At 51.4% G+C, this 14,525-nt stretch carries 13 protein-coding genes; 6 read left to right on the forward strand and 7 right to left on the reverse strand.

The window, feature by feature from the left end:
• Nucleotides 1–93 precede the first annotated feature (93 nt).
• Nucleotides 94–600: a thiol peroxidase gene (gene tpx / locus AC0XWG_RS17715; RefSeq protein ID WP_049006931.1), complete on the reverse strand. Its 507-nt coding sequence runs from the start codon at nt 598–600 to the stop codon at nt 94–96.
• 107 nt (nt 601–707) lie between these two features.
• Here tpx and ycjG point away from each other — a divergent pair, with 107 nt between their 5' ends.
• Nucleotides 708–1,673 (forward strand): L-Ala-D/L-Glu epimerase, encoded by a 966-nt coding sequence (gene ycjG, locus AC0XWG_RS17720; RefSeq protein WP_028018832.1) that lies wholly within the window; start codon nt 708–710, stop codon nt 1,671–1,673.
• On the opposite strand, the gene mpaA is transcribed toward ycjG, so the two are convergent.
• Complete coding sequence (gene mpaA / locus AC0XWG_RS17725) at nt 1,664–2,377, reverse strand: murein tripeptide amidase MpaA (RefSeq protein WP_028018833.1); 714 nt, start codon at nt 2,375–2,377, stop codon at nt 1,664–1,666. The genes ycjG and mpaA overlap by 10 nt on opposite strands.
• 185 nt (nt 2,378–2,562) lie before the next feature.
• Between mpaA and AC0XWG_RS17730 the strand changes: the two genes are divergently transcribed.
• Complete coding sequence (locus AC0XWG_RS17730) at nt 2,563–4,179, forward strand: peptide ABC transporter substrate-binding protein (protein ID WP_475680860.1); 1,617 nt, start codon at nt 2,563–2,565, stop codon at nt 4,177–4,179.
• A 59-nt stretch (nt 4,180–4,238) separates the two neighbouring features.
• On the opposite strand, the gene AC0XWG_RS17735 is transcribed toward AC0XWG_RS17730, so the two are convergent.
• The 4 genes from AC0XWG_RS17735 to AC0XWG_RS17750 all read right to left on the reverse strand — a co-directional run bounded on the left by AC0XWG_RS17735 (nt 4,239) and on the right by AC0XWG_RS17750 (nt 8,690).
• Nucleotides 4,239–4,802, reverse strand: a complete 564-nt coding sequence (locus tag AC0XWG_RS17735) for a DJ-1/PfpI family protein (RefSeq protein WP_028018835.1) — start codon at nt 4,800–4,802, stop codon at nt 4,239–4,241.
• Nucleotides 4,803–5,020: 218 nt separating this feature from the next.
• Nucleotides 5,021–5,161 (reverse strand): Ecr family regulatory small membrane protein, encoded by a 141-nt coding sequence (locus tag AC0XWG_RS17740; RefSeq protein ID WP_049006936.1) that lies wholly within the window; start codon nt 5,159–5,161, stop codon nt 5,021–5,023.
• A gap of 74 nt (nt 5,162–5,235) precedes the next feature.
• Entirely contained in the window at nt 5,236–6,468 is a 1,233-nt protein-coding gene (locus AC0XWG_RS17745; RefSeq protein WP_128347597.1) for a sensor domain-containing diguanylate cyclase, read from the reverse strand.
• Nucleotides 6,469–6,560: 92 nt separating this feature from the next.
• The gene (locus AC0XWG_RS17750; RefSeq protein WP_475680861.1) at nt 6,561–8,690 is read right to left on the reverse strand and encodes a putative bifunctional diguanylate cyclase/phosphodiesterase; all 2,130 of its coding nucleotides are present in this window, start codon (nt 8,688–8,690) and stop codon (nt 6,561–6,563) included.
• A 456-nt stretch (nt 8,691–9,146) separates the two neighbouring features.
• Between AC0XWG_RS17750 and AC0XWG_RS17755 the strand changes: the two genes are divergently transcribed.
• Nucleotides 9,147–10,301, forward strand: a complete 1,155-nt coding sequence (locus AC0XWG_RS17755) for a methyl-accepting chemotaxis protein (protein ID WP_475680862.1) — start codon at nt 9,147–9,149, stop codon at nt 10,299–10,301.
• A gap of 33 nt (nt 10,302–10,334) precedes the next feature.
• On the opposite strand, the gene AC0XWG_RS17760 is transcribed toward AC0XWG_RS17755, so the two are convergent.
• Entirely contained in the window at nt 10,335–11,465 is a 1,131-nt protein-coding gene (locus AC0XWG_RS17760; protein WP_128347600.1) for a GGDEF domain-containing protein, read from the reverse strand.
• Between the two features lie 197 nt (nt 11,466–11,662).
• Between AC0XWG_RS17760 and zntB the strand changes: the two genes are divergently transcribed.
• The 3 genes from zntB (at nt 11,663) to dbpA (ending at nt 14,490) form a co-directional block, all read left to right on the forward strand.
• A complete protein-coding gene (gene zntB, locus AC0XWG_RS17765) occupies nt 11,663–12,646 on the forward strand; it encodes a zinc transporter ZntB (RefSeq protein WP_049006940.1) in 984 nt (327 codons plus the stop codon).
• Between the two features lie 272 nt (nt 12,647–12,918).
• Complete coding sequence (gene ynaL / locus AC0XWG_RS17770) at nt 12,919–13,089, forward strand: proline-rich small protein YnaL (protein ID WP_154231563.1); 171 nt, start codon at nt 12,919–12,921, stop codon at nt 13,087–13,089.
• A gap of 27 nt (nt 13,090–13,116) precedes the next feature.
• Nucleotides 13,117–14,490: an ATP-dependent RNA helicase DbpA gene (gene dbpA, locus AC0XWG_RS17775; RefSeq protein ID WP_128347601.1), complete on the forward strand. Its 1,374-nt coding sequence runs from the start codon at nt 13,117–13,119 to the stop codon at nt 14,488–14,490.
• The last annotated feature ends 35 nt before the right edge of the window (nt 14,491–14,525 follow it).

The following is a 14,525-nucleotide window of genomic DNA, read 5'->3' on the forward strand; positions in this document are numbered from 1 at the left end:
GGCAATAATAGCTTGAACGATTCAGCTTTGAGGAAATAAAAAACCCCGCCATCGCGAGGTTTAGAAAGTACTGTATAGATTGCTAAGCAATTATTATGCTTTCAGCACGTCCAGCGCAGCAGTGTAATCTGGTTCGGTGGTGATTTCGTTAACCAGTTCGCTAAATACGACATTGTCATTTTCATCAATAACCAGTACAGCGCGTGCTGCCAGGCCTTTCAGCGGGCCTTCCGCGATGCTGACGCCGTATTTTTCCAGGAAATCCTGGCTGCGCAGAGTGGAGAGGGTGATAACGTTGCTCAGGCCTTCGGCACCGCAGAAACGAGACTGGGCAAACGGCAGGTCAGCGGAAATGCACAGCACAACCGTGTTGTCCATTTCAGTCGCCAGCTGGTTGAACTTACGTACGGATGCAGCACAAACACCGGTATCAATGCTTGGGAAAATGTTCAGCACTTTGCGTTTACCCGCAAACTGAGCCAGTGTGACGTCAGACAGATCTTTAGCCACCAGAGTAAAAGCCTGAGCTTTGCTGCCAGCCTGCGGAATGGAACCTGCAACAGCAACCGGGTTGCCCTGGAAATGAACGAGTTGTGACATAGATATCTTCCTGTTTACATATAGTTAACGTCGGGGCTAGTGTATGCCATCAGCGGATAACACGGCAAACCAAATTTTTCGCCTTTCCGGGCCGCAAGGAGTCAGTGATGAGAAGCGTTAAAGTCTATGAAGAAGCCTGGCCATTGCATAGCCCATTTGTCATCTCCCGCGGCAGCCGAAGTGAGGCCGGTGTGGTGGTGGTTGAAATTGAAGAAGAGGGGTTTAAAGGTACGGGAGAATGCACGCCATACCCACGCTATGGAGAAAGTGCTGCGTCAGTGATGGCGGCTATCATGACTCTGGTACCCGATCTGCAAAAAGGGCTCTCGCGCGAAGCATTACAGCAGCGTTTACCTGCAGGAGCGGCACGTAACGCTATTGATTGCGCGCTCTGGAATCTTGAAGCTGCTAAAGAGCAAAAATCCCTGACATCGTTGCTGGGGGTGACCTTGCCGCAATCGGTCGTTACGGCGCAAACCGTTGTTATTGGTGAGCCGGAACAGATGGCTGCCAGCGCAAAAGCGCTTTTTGATGCAGGGGCCACCCTGTTAAAGGTGAAGCTCGACGATCGTCTGATTAGCGAAAGAATGGTTGCCATTCGCGCGGCAGTGCCGTCGGCCACACTGATTGTTGACGCCAACGAATCATGGCATCCCGAAGGGCTTGCCGCGCGATGTCAGCTGCTGGCTGACCTGGGCGTGGCGATGCTGGAACAACCTCTACCCGCAAAGGATGATGCGGCGCTGAAGAATTTTATCCATCCGTTGCCTGTGTGCGCGGATGAAAGCTGTCATACCCGCGAGAGTCTGAGCGGGCTACAGGGCAGCTATGAGATGATCAACATTAAGCTCGACAAAACCGGTGGGCTAACGGAAGCGCTGGCCCTGGCGGCTCAGGCCCGGTCGGAGGGTTTTTCCGTGATGCTGGGATGCATGCTTTGTACATCCCGGGCGATCAATGCGGCACTCCCGCTGGTCAATCAGGCCAGTTTTGCTGACCTGGATGGCCCGACATGGTTGGCGGTTGACGTTTCACCGGCGCTTAATTTTACCAGCGGCGTGCTTCATCTTTGAGGCTGCCAGCGCAGAAGTTCCACCATCGCTTTTAAGTATTTTTCGCTGGCTTCATCGGATGAGATTGCCGGGAATTCAGCGGTGATACACGGTAAGCTCAAATCGGCGCACCAGCTTCCGAATGAGCCGGGCGTTTCATAGCCAACGCTGGTAACCAGCGGCAGGGCGAAAGCCTCTGCCAGCCATGCGCCCAGTTCGGTGTGCCGTGGATCTTCAATGCAGGCCAGCGGATCGTGGAAGGAGACAATCCAGGCGGGGTGGATCTTATGGATAAGCTGGCACAACGCTTGTGTTTCCGGCTCCGAACCCGGGGTGTCTCCCGTCAGCAGGACCACATCCCGCTCTTCGGCGGCGCTGTTCCAGCGATAAACCGTTTCCCCGGCATGCCAGTTTGCTGCCGGGAAATTACGGTTTAAGTCGACTCCTCTCGCATTCGCGCGTAATCCAAGCTGACAGCCATCCGGATTCACCGCCAGAATGACGTGATGACGCCGTAGTTTGGGCGTCAGTGTTCTCAGTGCACATGAGAGCGTGACGATAGAGGAATTTTCATCGCCATGCGTGCCGGCAATGACCAGACCGCTATTGCGATCGGCATCGGGGGCAGGGAACCAGATCAGCGATGCGCCTAAAAATGAGCGGCCATATTGCTCAGCGCCCGGCGGAAAGGCGCCTCGTTCCGCTCTTGGTCGGGTGATTGCCATACGAAATCCTGATAAAGAAGTCTCTACAGGCAGTGTTGTGCAAAATTCGCTGTTAATCAAATAGTTTCCTTATCGGTTGAGAATTGCCGCAAATCACTTTTCCGGGCGAAGGTATTTGCATTTCTCTTTTTCGAAACAAATAATTACGCATCTGCTTGTTATCTGAATTCATTAAAGGGGATCGTATGAAGCATCCTGTCTCGCGTCTTTGTGCTGCACTATGTCTGTGCGGACTCTCAACACTCTCGTACGCTGCTGATGTGCCACAGGGCACGGTACTGGCGCAACAACAGGAGCTAGTCAGACATATTAAAGATGAGCCTGCCTCGCTCGATCCGGCAAAAGCGGTGGGGTTGCCAGAGATTCAGGTGATTCGCGATCTCTTCGAAGGACTGGTTAATCAGAATGAGAAAGGGGAATTAACTCCGGGGGTAGCGACGCGCTGGCAGAGTAACGATAACCGTATCTGGACGTTCACCCTGCGCGATAACGCGAAATGGTCTGACGGAACGCCCGTCACCGCGCAGGATTTTGTCTACAGCTGGCAGCGTCTGGTCGACCCGAAAACCACCTCTCCGTTTGCCTGGTTTGCCGCACTGGCAGGTATCAACAACGCCCAGGCCATTATTGACGGTAAAGCGGCACCAGACACCCTGGGCGTGACGGCGGTGGATGCCAGAACGTTACGCGTCCAGCTGGACAAACCGCTGCCGTGGTTTAGCAACCTGACGGCAAGCTTTGCGTTCTATCCGGTGCAAAAAGCCAACGTTGAAAGTGGTAAGGAATGGACGCGTCCAGGAGCTCTGGTTGGAAATGGCGCATACGTTCTTAATGACCGCGTGGTGAATGAAAAACTGGTTGTCGTTCCAAATACGCATTACTGGGACAATGCAAAAACTGTCCTGCAAAAAGTGACGTTCATTCCAATCAATCAGGAGTCGTCTGCCACCAAACGCTATCTGGCGGGAGATATTGATATTACCGAATCGTTCCCGAAAAACATGTATCAGAAACTCCTGAAGGATATACCGGGGCAAGTTTATACCCCGCCTCAACTGGGTACCTATTATTACGCGTTTAACACGCAAAAAGGTCCGACAGCGGATGCCCGCGTTCGTCTGGCGCTGAGTATGACCATCGATCGCCGCATTATGGCGGAAAAGGTATTAGGGACCGGTGAGAAGCCAGCATGGCATTTTACCCCAGACGTGACGGCGGGCTTTACCCCAGAGTCTTCACCGTTTGAGCAGATGTCACAGCAGGAGCTGAATGCTCAGGCAAAAACCTTGCTGCAGGCTGCGGGTTACGGTCCCCAGCGCCCGCTGAAATTGAACCTGCTGTATAACACATCCGAAAACCACCAGAAAATCGCCATTGCGGTGGCGTCCATGTGGAAGAAAAATCTTGGTGTGGATGTCAAACTGCAAAACCAGGAGTGGAAAACCTACATTGATAGCCGCAACACCGGCAATTTTGACGTAATCCGCGCCTCATGGGTCGGTGATTACAACGAACCCTCGACGTTCCTGTCGCTGCTGACGTCAACTCATACCGGCAATATTTCGCGTTTTAACGATCCGGCTTACGATAAAATTGTTCACCAGGCGACACTGGAAACAACGGCGAAAGCGCGTAATGCGGACTACAACATGGCGGAGAAAATCCTCATGGAGAAAGCCCCCATCGCGCCAATTTACCAGTACACCAATGGTCGACTGATTAAGCCCTGGGTGAAAGGGTATCCTATCAATAACCCGGAAGACGTGGCGTATAGCCGTACGATGTATATTGAGAAGCACTGACGTATAGCCATCACCTAAGCGAAACTGGCGCTAAGCTGCGCCAGTTTTTACTTACCGCACTATTCTAACAATGCATTAAATTTTGCCAGCCACTGGGGATGTGCAGGCCAGGCGGGAGCAGTAACCAGATTGCCGTCCACATGTGCCTGATCGATGCCAATATTCGCGTAGTGTCCGCCGCTGAGACGGACTTCAGGGGCACAGGCCGGGTAGGCGCTACAGGTACGTCCTTTCAGAATGCCTGCGGCAGCAAGCAATTGCGGGCCGTGACACACGGCGGCAATCGGTTTACGCGCGGCGTCGAATGCCTGTACCAGCTTCAGCACGTCATCATTTAACCGCAGATATTCGGGGGCTCTCCCGCCGGGGATAAGCAGTGCGTCGTAGTCCTGCTCTTTTACTGCGGAAAAGTCGGCATTGAGCGTAAAACGGTGACCGGGTTTCTCGCTATAGGTCTGGGCACCGTCAAAATCATGGATCGCCGTCATGACATAATCGCCCTTTGATTTATCGGGGCAGACAGCATCAACCTGGTGACCAATCATCTGTAAAGCCTGAAAGGGCACCATCGTTTCGTAATCTTCGGCGTAATCGCCAACCAGCATCAGGATCTTCTTGCTCATCATTCCTCACCTCTGTGAATAAAGATGATTAAGATATAGCCTGGTATGGCTGAAATGCCGGAAATAAAAAAAGCCCGTCAGAGAACGGGCAACATAAGCAAATGATTTAGTGATTCGTTATCAACGTTACTGGATGATAACGCCGCGTATTTTACGTGGCGTTAAGGGATTCAGGTAGCTGACAAATTCGGTAGGTGAAACAATAAATTAAACGTGTGTTATGGCGTATCGAAAGTGGGGTAGAGGCTGTTTTCCAGAAATTCTACCAGGTACCAGATTTCACCGCTAAAAATAAACCAGAAACCAAATATAATAAGGCTCAGAATAATTAAGGTGAGTATTATTTCTGTTTTACTCATTGAAGACGTTACCCACCGCTATTCGGTTTATACGAGGCGGGCATTGTAACGGGGCTTTCCTGGATACTCCAGTTTCACGCTGCAAGGACCTTGTTGCGTCCATCATTTTTGGCGCGATAAAGCGCATCGTCCACACGCTTAAACAGGTCATCAATACTCTCACCCGGGGTATGTCGCGCCACGCCAATGCTGACGGTAAACCGAGGTAAGCCCGGGATAGTGATGCGGGAAACAGCAGAGCGGATTGATTCGGCAATCAGCAAAGCGGTTTCGAGGGATGTACGCGGCAGCAGGATGACGAACTCTTCACCACCCCAGCGGAACACCAGATCATCTTTCCGGCCACAGGCTTCCAGCGTTCGGGAGAGGGCGATAAGTACTTCATCACCTTTCAGATGACCAAAGAGATCGTTAATGTTTTTAAAATGATCGGTATCCACTAGCAGCAGGCTAAATTGCTGTTGCGCGGGAAGATGATTCTGGCTGGTTTGATCGATAAGGGTGTAAAACTGCCGACGATTGAGCAGACCCGTCATGGCGTCACGCGAGGCAGCGTGTTCCAGCTCTTGCTCCAGCCTTTTTTGCTCGGTGATATCGTGGATGATGCACAGCATGAGCTTGTCACCGTAAATCTCAAGAGGCCCGGCATACGTCTGCACATGACGGGTGGAGCCATCGGCAAGACGGTGAACAAAGTTGAGAGGTTTATGACCACCGGGCAGTGCGGCAATTTCGGTCATAATGGGTATAACATCTCTTCCAAGAGTATTTATTTCCCAGGTATGTTTACTGCACATTTCATCATGTGAATAACCATAAAAATTGAGCGCAGCCAGGTTTGCATCGACGATTTGGCCATCGCGGGCAGGATCGATTAACAGCATCGGTGCGCTGTTGGTCAGGAAAAAGCGTGCGTAAAACCCCTGTTTTTTGCGCCGGTAGGTTGCAGAACGGCTGGCTTTCAGCCCGGAGACGATTTGCGAAGAGATCCCTTCGAAAACAATCACATCACCATAGGGTGCGTAGTGGGCTAGCGAGAGTCGACAGCTCAGTGGGGCATCTTGTCCATCCCGCTTAATGGTCCAGATTTCGACGATCTCCTGCTCCGTTTTGAGTTCAGAAACGTACATCGACAGCACAGTTTGCGCACTCGCGGAATAAATTCCTTTGCGCAAATCATTCAGTGTTTTGTCACCCATTACCTGAGCTGCGGCCACATTTGCAAAAATGATCTGTTCCGAAACAGCTGAAATAAGCCACACGGGTGTTTTAATTACATTCAGCGCATCAAAACCATTTTGCGACATAGGCATTTCCTGTTCATCGGCACATTGTGCCTGACAATCATGATCGGATTGACTCGTGCGTACTCTTTTGAAACATACTCTACTTAAACTCGTCAGGCATGATTTTTTTGTGAAATAAATACGTGTTCTGAATGAATTTTACCAATTGGTATAATTTGTTTGTCTGAGTTCTTCTGCAACAGCAGCCACGGCACCTGTTCGGCAGGTAAAGGACGGGAAAAAAGGAACCCCTGCAGATAATCGCAGCCGAGGCTGGTCAGTACCGCTTGCTGCTCTTCTGTTTCGATCCCTTCTGCAACCACATTCATCTCCATGGTCCGTGCAATGTTGATAATGGTTTCAACCAGCTTGCGGCTTTTTTCATTTTCCAGCATCGACATCACAAAACTTTTATCAATTTTGAGCTCTTTTGCCGGAAGAACGCTCAACATCAGCAGGTTTGAATAGCCAGTCCCGAAATCATCAATCGAGACGGTGATCCCCGCTTGATTAAACGCATTGAGTAACTCGATACTGCGGTCGAGATTTTTAAGCGCGGTACTCTCAGTCACCTCGAGGATCAGCCGGGAAGGAGACAGGTTATATTTTTCCAGCATCGACGATACGATATAGAAGATGTCTGGCTGTTCGAACTGAACAGGGGATAAGTTGAATGACAACGTCCACTGGCTAAAACCTTGTTCAGTCCAGAAATGAAGCTGTCGGCATGCTGCTTCAATTGCCCAGTTGCCAACCGGAATAATTAAACCTGTTTGTTCCAGCGAGGGTAAGAACAGATTAGGCAGCAACACCCCTTGCTCAGGATGGCGCCAGCGGAGAAGCGCTTCAAAACCGTGAATCGTTTTCTCTTCGGCATGCCAGGTTGGTTGGTACCAAAGCTCAAACTGATCGCGTTCAAGTGCCTGGGTGAGTTCCTGTAAAAAGCCAGGTTTAGCCGGAACCGCCGTCGACATTTCAGTCCGGTAAATAGCCCAGCCATTACGGCCATCCTCTTTAACGTGATGTAAAGCCGCATCCGCCTTCAGTTTAAGTTCATGCAACGTTTCTCCATCCTGTGGGTAGAGGCTAACCCCCGCGCTGACGGTTGTACTTAACGTGTGTCCACAGATTGAAAGAGGACGACGCATATCCCCGAGTAACGTAGCGAGCAGCGCATTGAGTTTGTCGTCGTCGCATTCTGGAACCAGTAAGATAAAGGCATCCCCTCCTAGTCTGGCCAGGGTCATCTCACGCGTGAGTCGGGCCGTGATGCGTTGTGCAAGCGTGATTAACAACTCATCACCGACATTGTGACCCCAGGTATCGTTGACGCGTTTGAAGTGATCGACATTCAGGAAAATCACGGCAAATTGCTTGTTGCTGAGCAGCGCGCTGCGCAGACAGTCCTGCATGCGAATATCCATCTGGTGGCGGTTGGCGAGCCCAGTGAGTGCATCAAAGCGAGCCTGTAGCTCTAACTGGCGGTTGAGTTGTCGAAGATTTTCAGTCAGGCGATTGGTGCGCCAGTGAGAATCTACAAGCGAGATAATAAGCATTACGCCGAGCAGGGTGAGCGTAGTGACCGAAACCCAGATAGACAATCCCAGCTCGCTGATCCCACCGGGGAGGGTATGTGACATTTCATGAAAATGCGCGGCACTCATACCGGTATAGTGCATCGCACAGATGGCGGCGCCCATAATAAAGGCTGCAAGAATGCGACTGACAAAAACCCCTTTGTGAATATCGCGCAGTCGGAAAGCCAGCCACAGGGCAACGCCGGAAGCAACAACGGCAATCAGCACAGATAAACCCACAATACGCCGATCCCAGACGATGCTGCCGTCCAGCATCAATGCGGCCATACCGATGTAGTGCATAGACACCACGCCCGCACTCAGGATCACCGTGGCGAAGAACAGTCGAAAGGGAGAAAGTTTTTTGCCGGTGACGGCAATATTAATGGCCACGGACGACGCAACAACTGCCGCACCAAGAGACGCAAGTGTTAACCAAAGGTCGTAGCTCATCATCATTGGCATTTGCATCGACAGCATGCCGATGAAGTGCATTGACCAAATCCCGATGCCCAGCGTGACGCCTCCGGCAATGCGCCAGAACATTGCCGCCTTGCGGCTGGAAAGGGGGATTTTCCCGGCGCTGTCCAGAGCGACAAAGGAGGCGATAAAAGCCACCAGATAAGAGATGGCGATGAGTACAGGGTCCCACGATATATTGAGCATTATGCAATCCCACTCCTGAGAGGGTTACCGATTTCGCCTGCCGGGCACATCTCTATCTGGCAACGAACATGCGCATTAAACAATATTAGTTATTTATCGTGAAAAATGGCCAGTCATATTAAAACTCTAAAAATAGTAAGGAATATAAAATATATTCCATTTATTAATCTATTTAGCATTGCTAAACAAACAGGAATAACTATAGCAAAGCTCCTTAAATATGAGGGTAAAAACAACCTCTCACCGCAGGGGATGGTATCGCTTAACGTGGCAGGAGACCAGTATCGCAGCATGCCACGCAGAACATTTTTACTAATACACTCTTTTTATCTGACTTAAGCTAAATCTCAGGCAGCTAACGGTAAAACAAAAAACCGACGGTGTTTGTGAGGACAAAGTTCAGAGCCGATGCTATAAGTCTAAATGCCGACCAAAATATAAAACGTGGGTATAATCATGCTAAGAAATATTAGTGTCAGAACCTTCATTGTCTGGTTCCTTTTTTGTCTTTTTTTGGTTAATGCAGGTGTCGTTGTTCTATTTTCCAGCAATGTCTCGCTTTTCGTTTCACTTAATTTATTAAATTTCTTTGCGCTATTTTTACTTTGGGGCTACATGACAAAGTATCTTGTGACACCGATCAATACTGTGAAAAAAAGTATTGAAGAAGTGACCGCAGGCAATCTTGGCATATCTATTCCTGAGTTTGGTAATAACTGTGCAGGCAGATTAATCCCGGGGATTAATAGCCTCTCCAGCAACATTGCCACGCTTGTCCGGGAGATCAGGGCATCGTCGCAAACCGCCATGACGTTATCGGATCAACTCTCTTCCCGAAGTGCGCAGCTCTCGGTGAAAACGGAGCAACAGTCTGCATCTCTGGTGCAAACTGCGGCCAGCATGGAACAGATGGCCGCGAGCACTAAAAACAATGCCGATAACACCCGGCTGGCGAGCGAACAGGCGAATGTGGCGACGTTACAGGCTCGCAAGGGAGGAGAGCTGATGGGGCAGGTCGCGACTAATATGCAATCCATTACCGAATGCGCACAGCAGATGACAGAAATCATCTCGCTCATCGATGGTATTGAGTTCCAGACGAATATTCTGGCGCTTAATGCGGCCGTCGAGGCGGCGAGGGCGGGAGATCATGGAAAAGGCTTCTCGGTGGTTGCGGAAGAGGTAAGAAACCTCGCACACCGCAGCGCGGAGGCCGCGAAAAATATCAAAGCGCTGATTGAAGTCACCAGCACTAACGTCACTCAGGGTGTCACTGTTGTGTCTCAGGCAGAAAAGAATATGCATGAGATCGTGGCGGGGTCGGGAAAAGTTAGCCGGTTGATGGACGAGATTTCCACGTCCACATCAGAGCAGGAGAAAGGCATTTCTCAGATCACTCTGGCGTTGTCCGAGCTTGAACGGGTCACACAAAGCAATGTTGCGATGGCTGAGGAACTCAATGGTTCATCTGATGTGTTGCGTAATCAGGTGATCGAACTGCAGACGCGCACACGTAACTTCCGGCTTAATAATAGCGATGAGGCAGACATCACGTTCTCATCACATGCGGGCAATTTGTCGTTCCACCCGCGACCCGGTCACTCCCTGTGACGGAACAAAAAAGCCTGGTACGCCGGGCTTTTTTTATGCTTCTACCCAGCGATTACGTCCCTGCAGCTTCGCCATATACAGGGCTTTATCCGCACAGCCAATGACCGATTGGGGCGATTGCCCCTGTGTCCAGAGCGTTAATCCCTGACTCACCGTTACGTGAGGATTGACTGGGGAGAGGGCGTGCGCGAATGCCTGGCTTTCCAGCATGCGGGAAATGCGTTCAGCAGTTGATCGCACCGTGCTGACATCGGCCTCGGGGAGTAATACCATAAACTCTTCGCCACCCACCCGGCCTACAATGCCTTCGTTTTCACGGCTCGCAGATTCAAGTACACCCGCAATCATGATCAGACAGCGATCCCCTTGTTGATGCCCGTAATGGTCGTTGTAGAGTTTAAAATGATCGACATCCAGCATAATCAATCCAAATCCTTTCCCATCCTGCTGATGGCTGGCAATTTCCTGATCCATACGCGCTTCAAAACTTCGACGGTTGGCTAACCCGGTCAACGGATCTTTGCTGGCGAGCATACCTAGCTGATGAATAAGATCGGCGTTTTCTTGTTCACGTTGCAGCGCAAGAATAAACCAGCGGTTAAGGATCCGTCTCCCGGATTCAATTAAGCCTGCCAGTAAGACCCATTGCAGCGCGCTCAGGACGGTGAGCTGAGTGGGGTGAAACAGTGTGGTAACCAGAATGGTCACCCACACAGGGATGATAAAACTTAATAGCACTCTGGGGTCGAAATAGAGGGAAATGAGCGACGCAAACAGTAGGAGTGCAGCGAACGGGAAGATGATCCGAATATCTTCACTGGTGATTAATACGTAAAAGCACGTCGCCCAGCAGAGGCTTAATCCGACAACAACGCCTCTGGCCAGGCTTCTGAGCCAGGGGGCGTTTTGCAGCGGTGCCATTCGCAGTATAAAGAGTACGCCTGCCGAGAGGGTAAGAATGATAACCATCATGCCTTCCATCAATCCTGCTGGATGAAGGGAAGGTGTTAACACCCCAATCGGAGCAAAATAACGTCTCCCCAGGATGAACAGCGAAAACAATATGTTCACCCACAGGAACCAGGTCATGCTGGTTTTTATCGCGATTGCGCGCATTTCTGCAAGGCGCAAATCGAATGCGACGCAGTTCTTTTTTATGGTCACGCACTTACCCCAGCATATTTTTAGATCAATCTAGCAGCATTTCTTTAACTCTAATGATTTGCCTGCGACTGTCTAGAGGAACCTGTTGCAATACGCTCAATTCCTGAGCGATTTCAGCGCGATGCCGCATATAGTTGTTGCTTAACCCCTGATGAAAGCTAGACTGACATCGAAAGAGCTTAAAAGGCGGAGGCGCAGTGGAGAGCATTAAAGGATCTGAACTTAACGTTCCTGACGCAGTTTTTGCGTGGGTGCTGGATGGGCGCGGCGGTGCCCGACCGCTGGAGGATAGCGATGTCATTGATAACGAGCATCCTTGCTGGCTACACCTGAACTACACCCATCCGGACAGCGCTGACTGGCTGGCTTCGACGCCGCTCTTGCCTAACAATGTGCGCGATGCTCTGGCGGGAGAAAGTCTGCGACCTCGCGTGAGCAGAATGGGAGACGGAACGTTGATTACCCTGCGCTGCATTAATGGCAGCACGGATGAACGTCCCGATCAGCTGGTTGCGATGCGCGTCTATATGGATGATGGTCTGATTGTTTCCACCCGTCAGCGTAAAGTCCTGGCGCTGGATGACATTGTTAACGATCTGAAAGAAGGTACCGGGCCGATCGACTGTGGCAGTTGGCTGGTGGACGTCTGCGACGCCCTTACCGATCATGCGAGCGAGTTTATCGAAGAACTGCACGATAAAATCATCGACCTGGAAGATAACTTGCTCGATCAGCAGATCCCACCGCGTGGATTTCTGGCGTTATTGCGTAAGCAGTTGATCGTTATGCGTCGTTATATGACGCCCCAGCGTGACGTATATGCCCGTCTGGCAAGCGAAAGACTGACCTGGATGAATGACGATCAGCGACGCAGAATGCAGGATATCGCCGACCGGCTGGGCCGCGGGCTGGACGAAATTGATTCCTGTATCGCCAGAACGGCAGTGATGGCAGACGAAATCGCCCAGGTGATGCAGGAATCCCTGGCGAGAAGAACCTATACAATGTCCCTGATGGCGATGGTATTTTTGCCCAGCACGTTTCTGACCGGCTTGTTTGGTGTGAACCTGGGGGGAATTCCGGGGAATGCCTATCGCTACGGCTTTACCGCTTTTTGCGTCATGTTAGTTGTTGTGATTGGTGGTGTTGCATGGTGGTTACATCGCAGTAAATGGCTGTAAATTTACGTTTTTTTCACGTTTTACGCGGTTCAAAACGCTCTTTTAATTGAGCGAAGTCAATAAACATCTACCCCGTAAGGTGCAATATTACTCCCGCAGGTGAATGCAACGTCAAGCGATGGGCGTTGCGCTCCATATTGTCTTACTTCCTTTTTTGAATTACTGCATAGCACAATTGATTCGTACGACGCCGACTTCATAGTCGGCTTTTTTTTGCCTCCTGTTTCCCAGCGTCTACCCTAAGAAGAGTACGCCTAAACCTGGAGGGAAATATGAGCATGCCATTGTTACAGTCCATTCCGACCGGCCCAACCCCCAACGATCCCGTACCGATGCCCGATCCCATCCCGCGTCCTCAGCCGATGCCCGACCCGCCGCCAGATGAAGAACCGATTAAAATGTCGCATCAAACCGCGAGATCTGCGAGGATACGCGCCATCTGACTGCGAAGATGACCACGAGAGATTATTGTGACTGCTTTTTCTACCCTGAATGTTCTTCCCGCCGCCCAACTCGACAACCTCAACGAGTTGGGTTACCTCACGATGACGCCGGTTCAGGCGGCGGCACTGCCCGCTATTCTTGAGGGCCGTGATGTACGCGTACAGGCGAAAACGGGCAGTGGGAAAACGGCGGCATTCGGTCTTGGCCTGTTGCAACATATTGATGCCGCGCTGTTTCAGACCCAGTCTCTGGTGTTATGTCCCACCCGTGAACTGGCAGACCAGGTCGCGGGTGAACTGCGTCGCCTTGCGCGTTTCCTGCCAAATACCAAAATTTTAACCCTCTGCGGCGGACAGCCTTTCGGTGCACAGCGTGATTCGCTCCAGCATGCGCCGCACATTATTGTCGCGACGCCAGGTCGCCTGCTGGACCACCTGCAAAAAGGCACCGTTTCGCTGGATGCGTTACAAACGCTGGTGATGGATGAGGCAGACAGGATGCTGGATATGGGCTTCAGCGATGCGATTGACGAGGTGATCCGTTTTGCACCATCCGATCGCCAGACGCTGTTGTTCTCTGCCACATGGCCGGAAGCCATCGCCGCCATCAGCGGCCGCGTGCAGAAAAATCCGCTTACCATTGAAATCGACAGTGTTGACGCCCTGCCAGCCATTGAACAGCAGTTCTTTGAAACTTCGCAGCAGGGAAAAATCCCTCTCCTGCAGAAATTGCTGAGCCAGCATCAGCCTACTTCCTGCGTGGTGTTCTGTAATACCAAAAAAGACTGCCAGTCAGTATGCGATGCGCTAAATGCGGCGGGGCAGAGTGCATTGTCGCTGCATGGCGATCTGGAGCAGCGCGATCGCGATCAGACGCTGGTCCGTTTTGCCAACGGCAGCGCCCGTGTACTGGTTGCGACCGACGTGGCGGCGCGGGGGCTGGATATCAAATCGCTTGAGCTGGTGGTGAACTATGAGCTGGCGTGGGATCCTGAAGTCCACGTCCATCGTATCGGCCGTACGGCACGTGCAGGAAACAGCGGCCTTGCGATCAGCTTCTGTGCGCCGGAAGAGGCGCAACGCGCCAATATTCTCTCAGAAATGCTGCAGATTAAGCTGAACTGGATGACCCCACCAGCCGGTGTCAGCCACGTACCGCTGGAGGCTGAAATGGCGACGCTGTGCATTGATGGCGGTAAAAAAGCCAAGATGCGTCCAGGTGATGTATTAGGTGCGCTGACCGGAGATGTGGGTCTGGATGGGGCGGATATCGGTAAGATTGCGGTGCATCCGTCACATGTTTATGTGGCGGTTCGCCAGGCGGTTGCGCATAAGGCCTGGAAGCAGCTGCAAAACGGGAAAATTAAAGGGAAAACCTGCCGCGTTCGTCTACTGAAGTAAAGGATATAGCGTCTCAGAATCTCTTTCTGAGACGC

The sequence above is a fragment of the Enterobacter sp. DVT3837 genome (genome assembly GCF_056238685.1).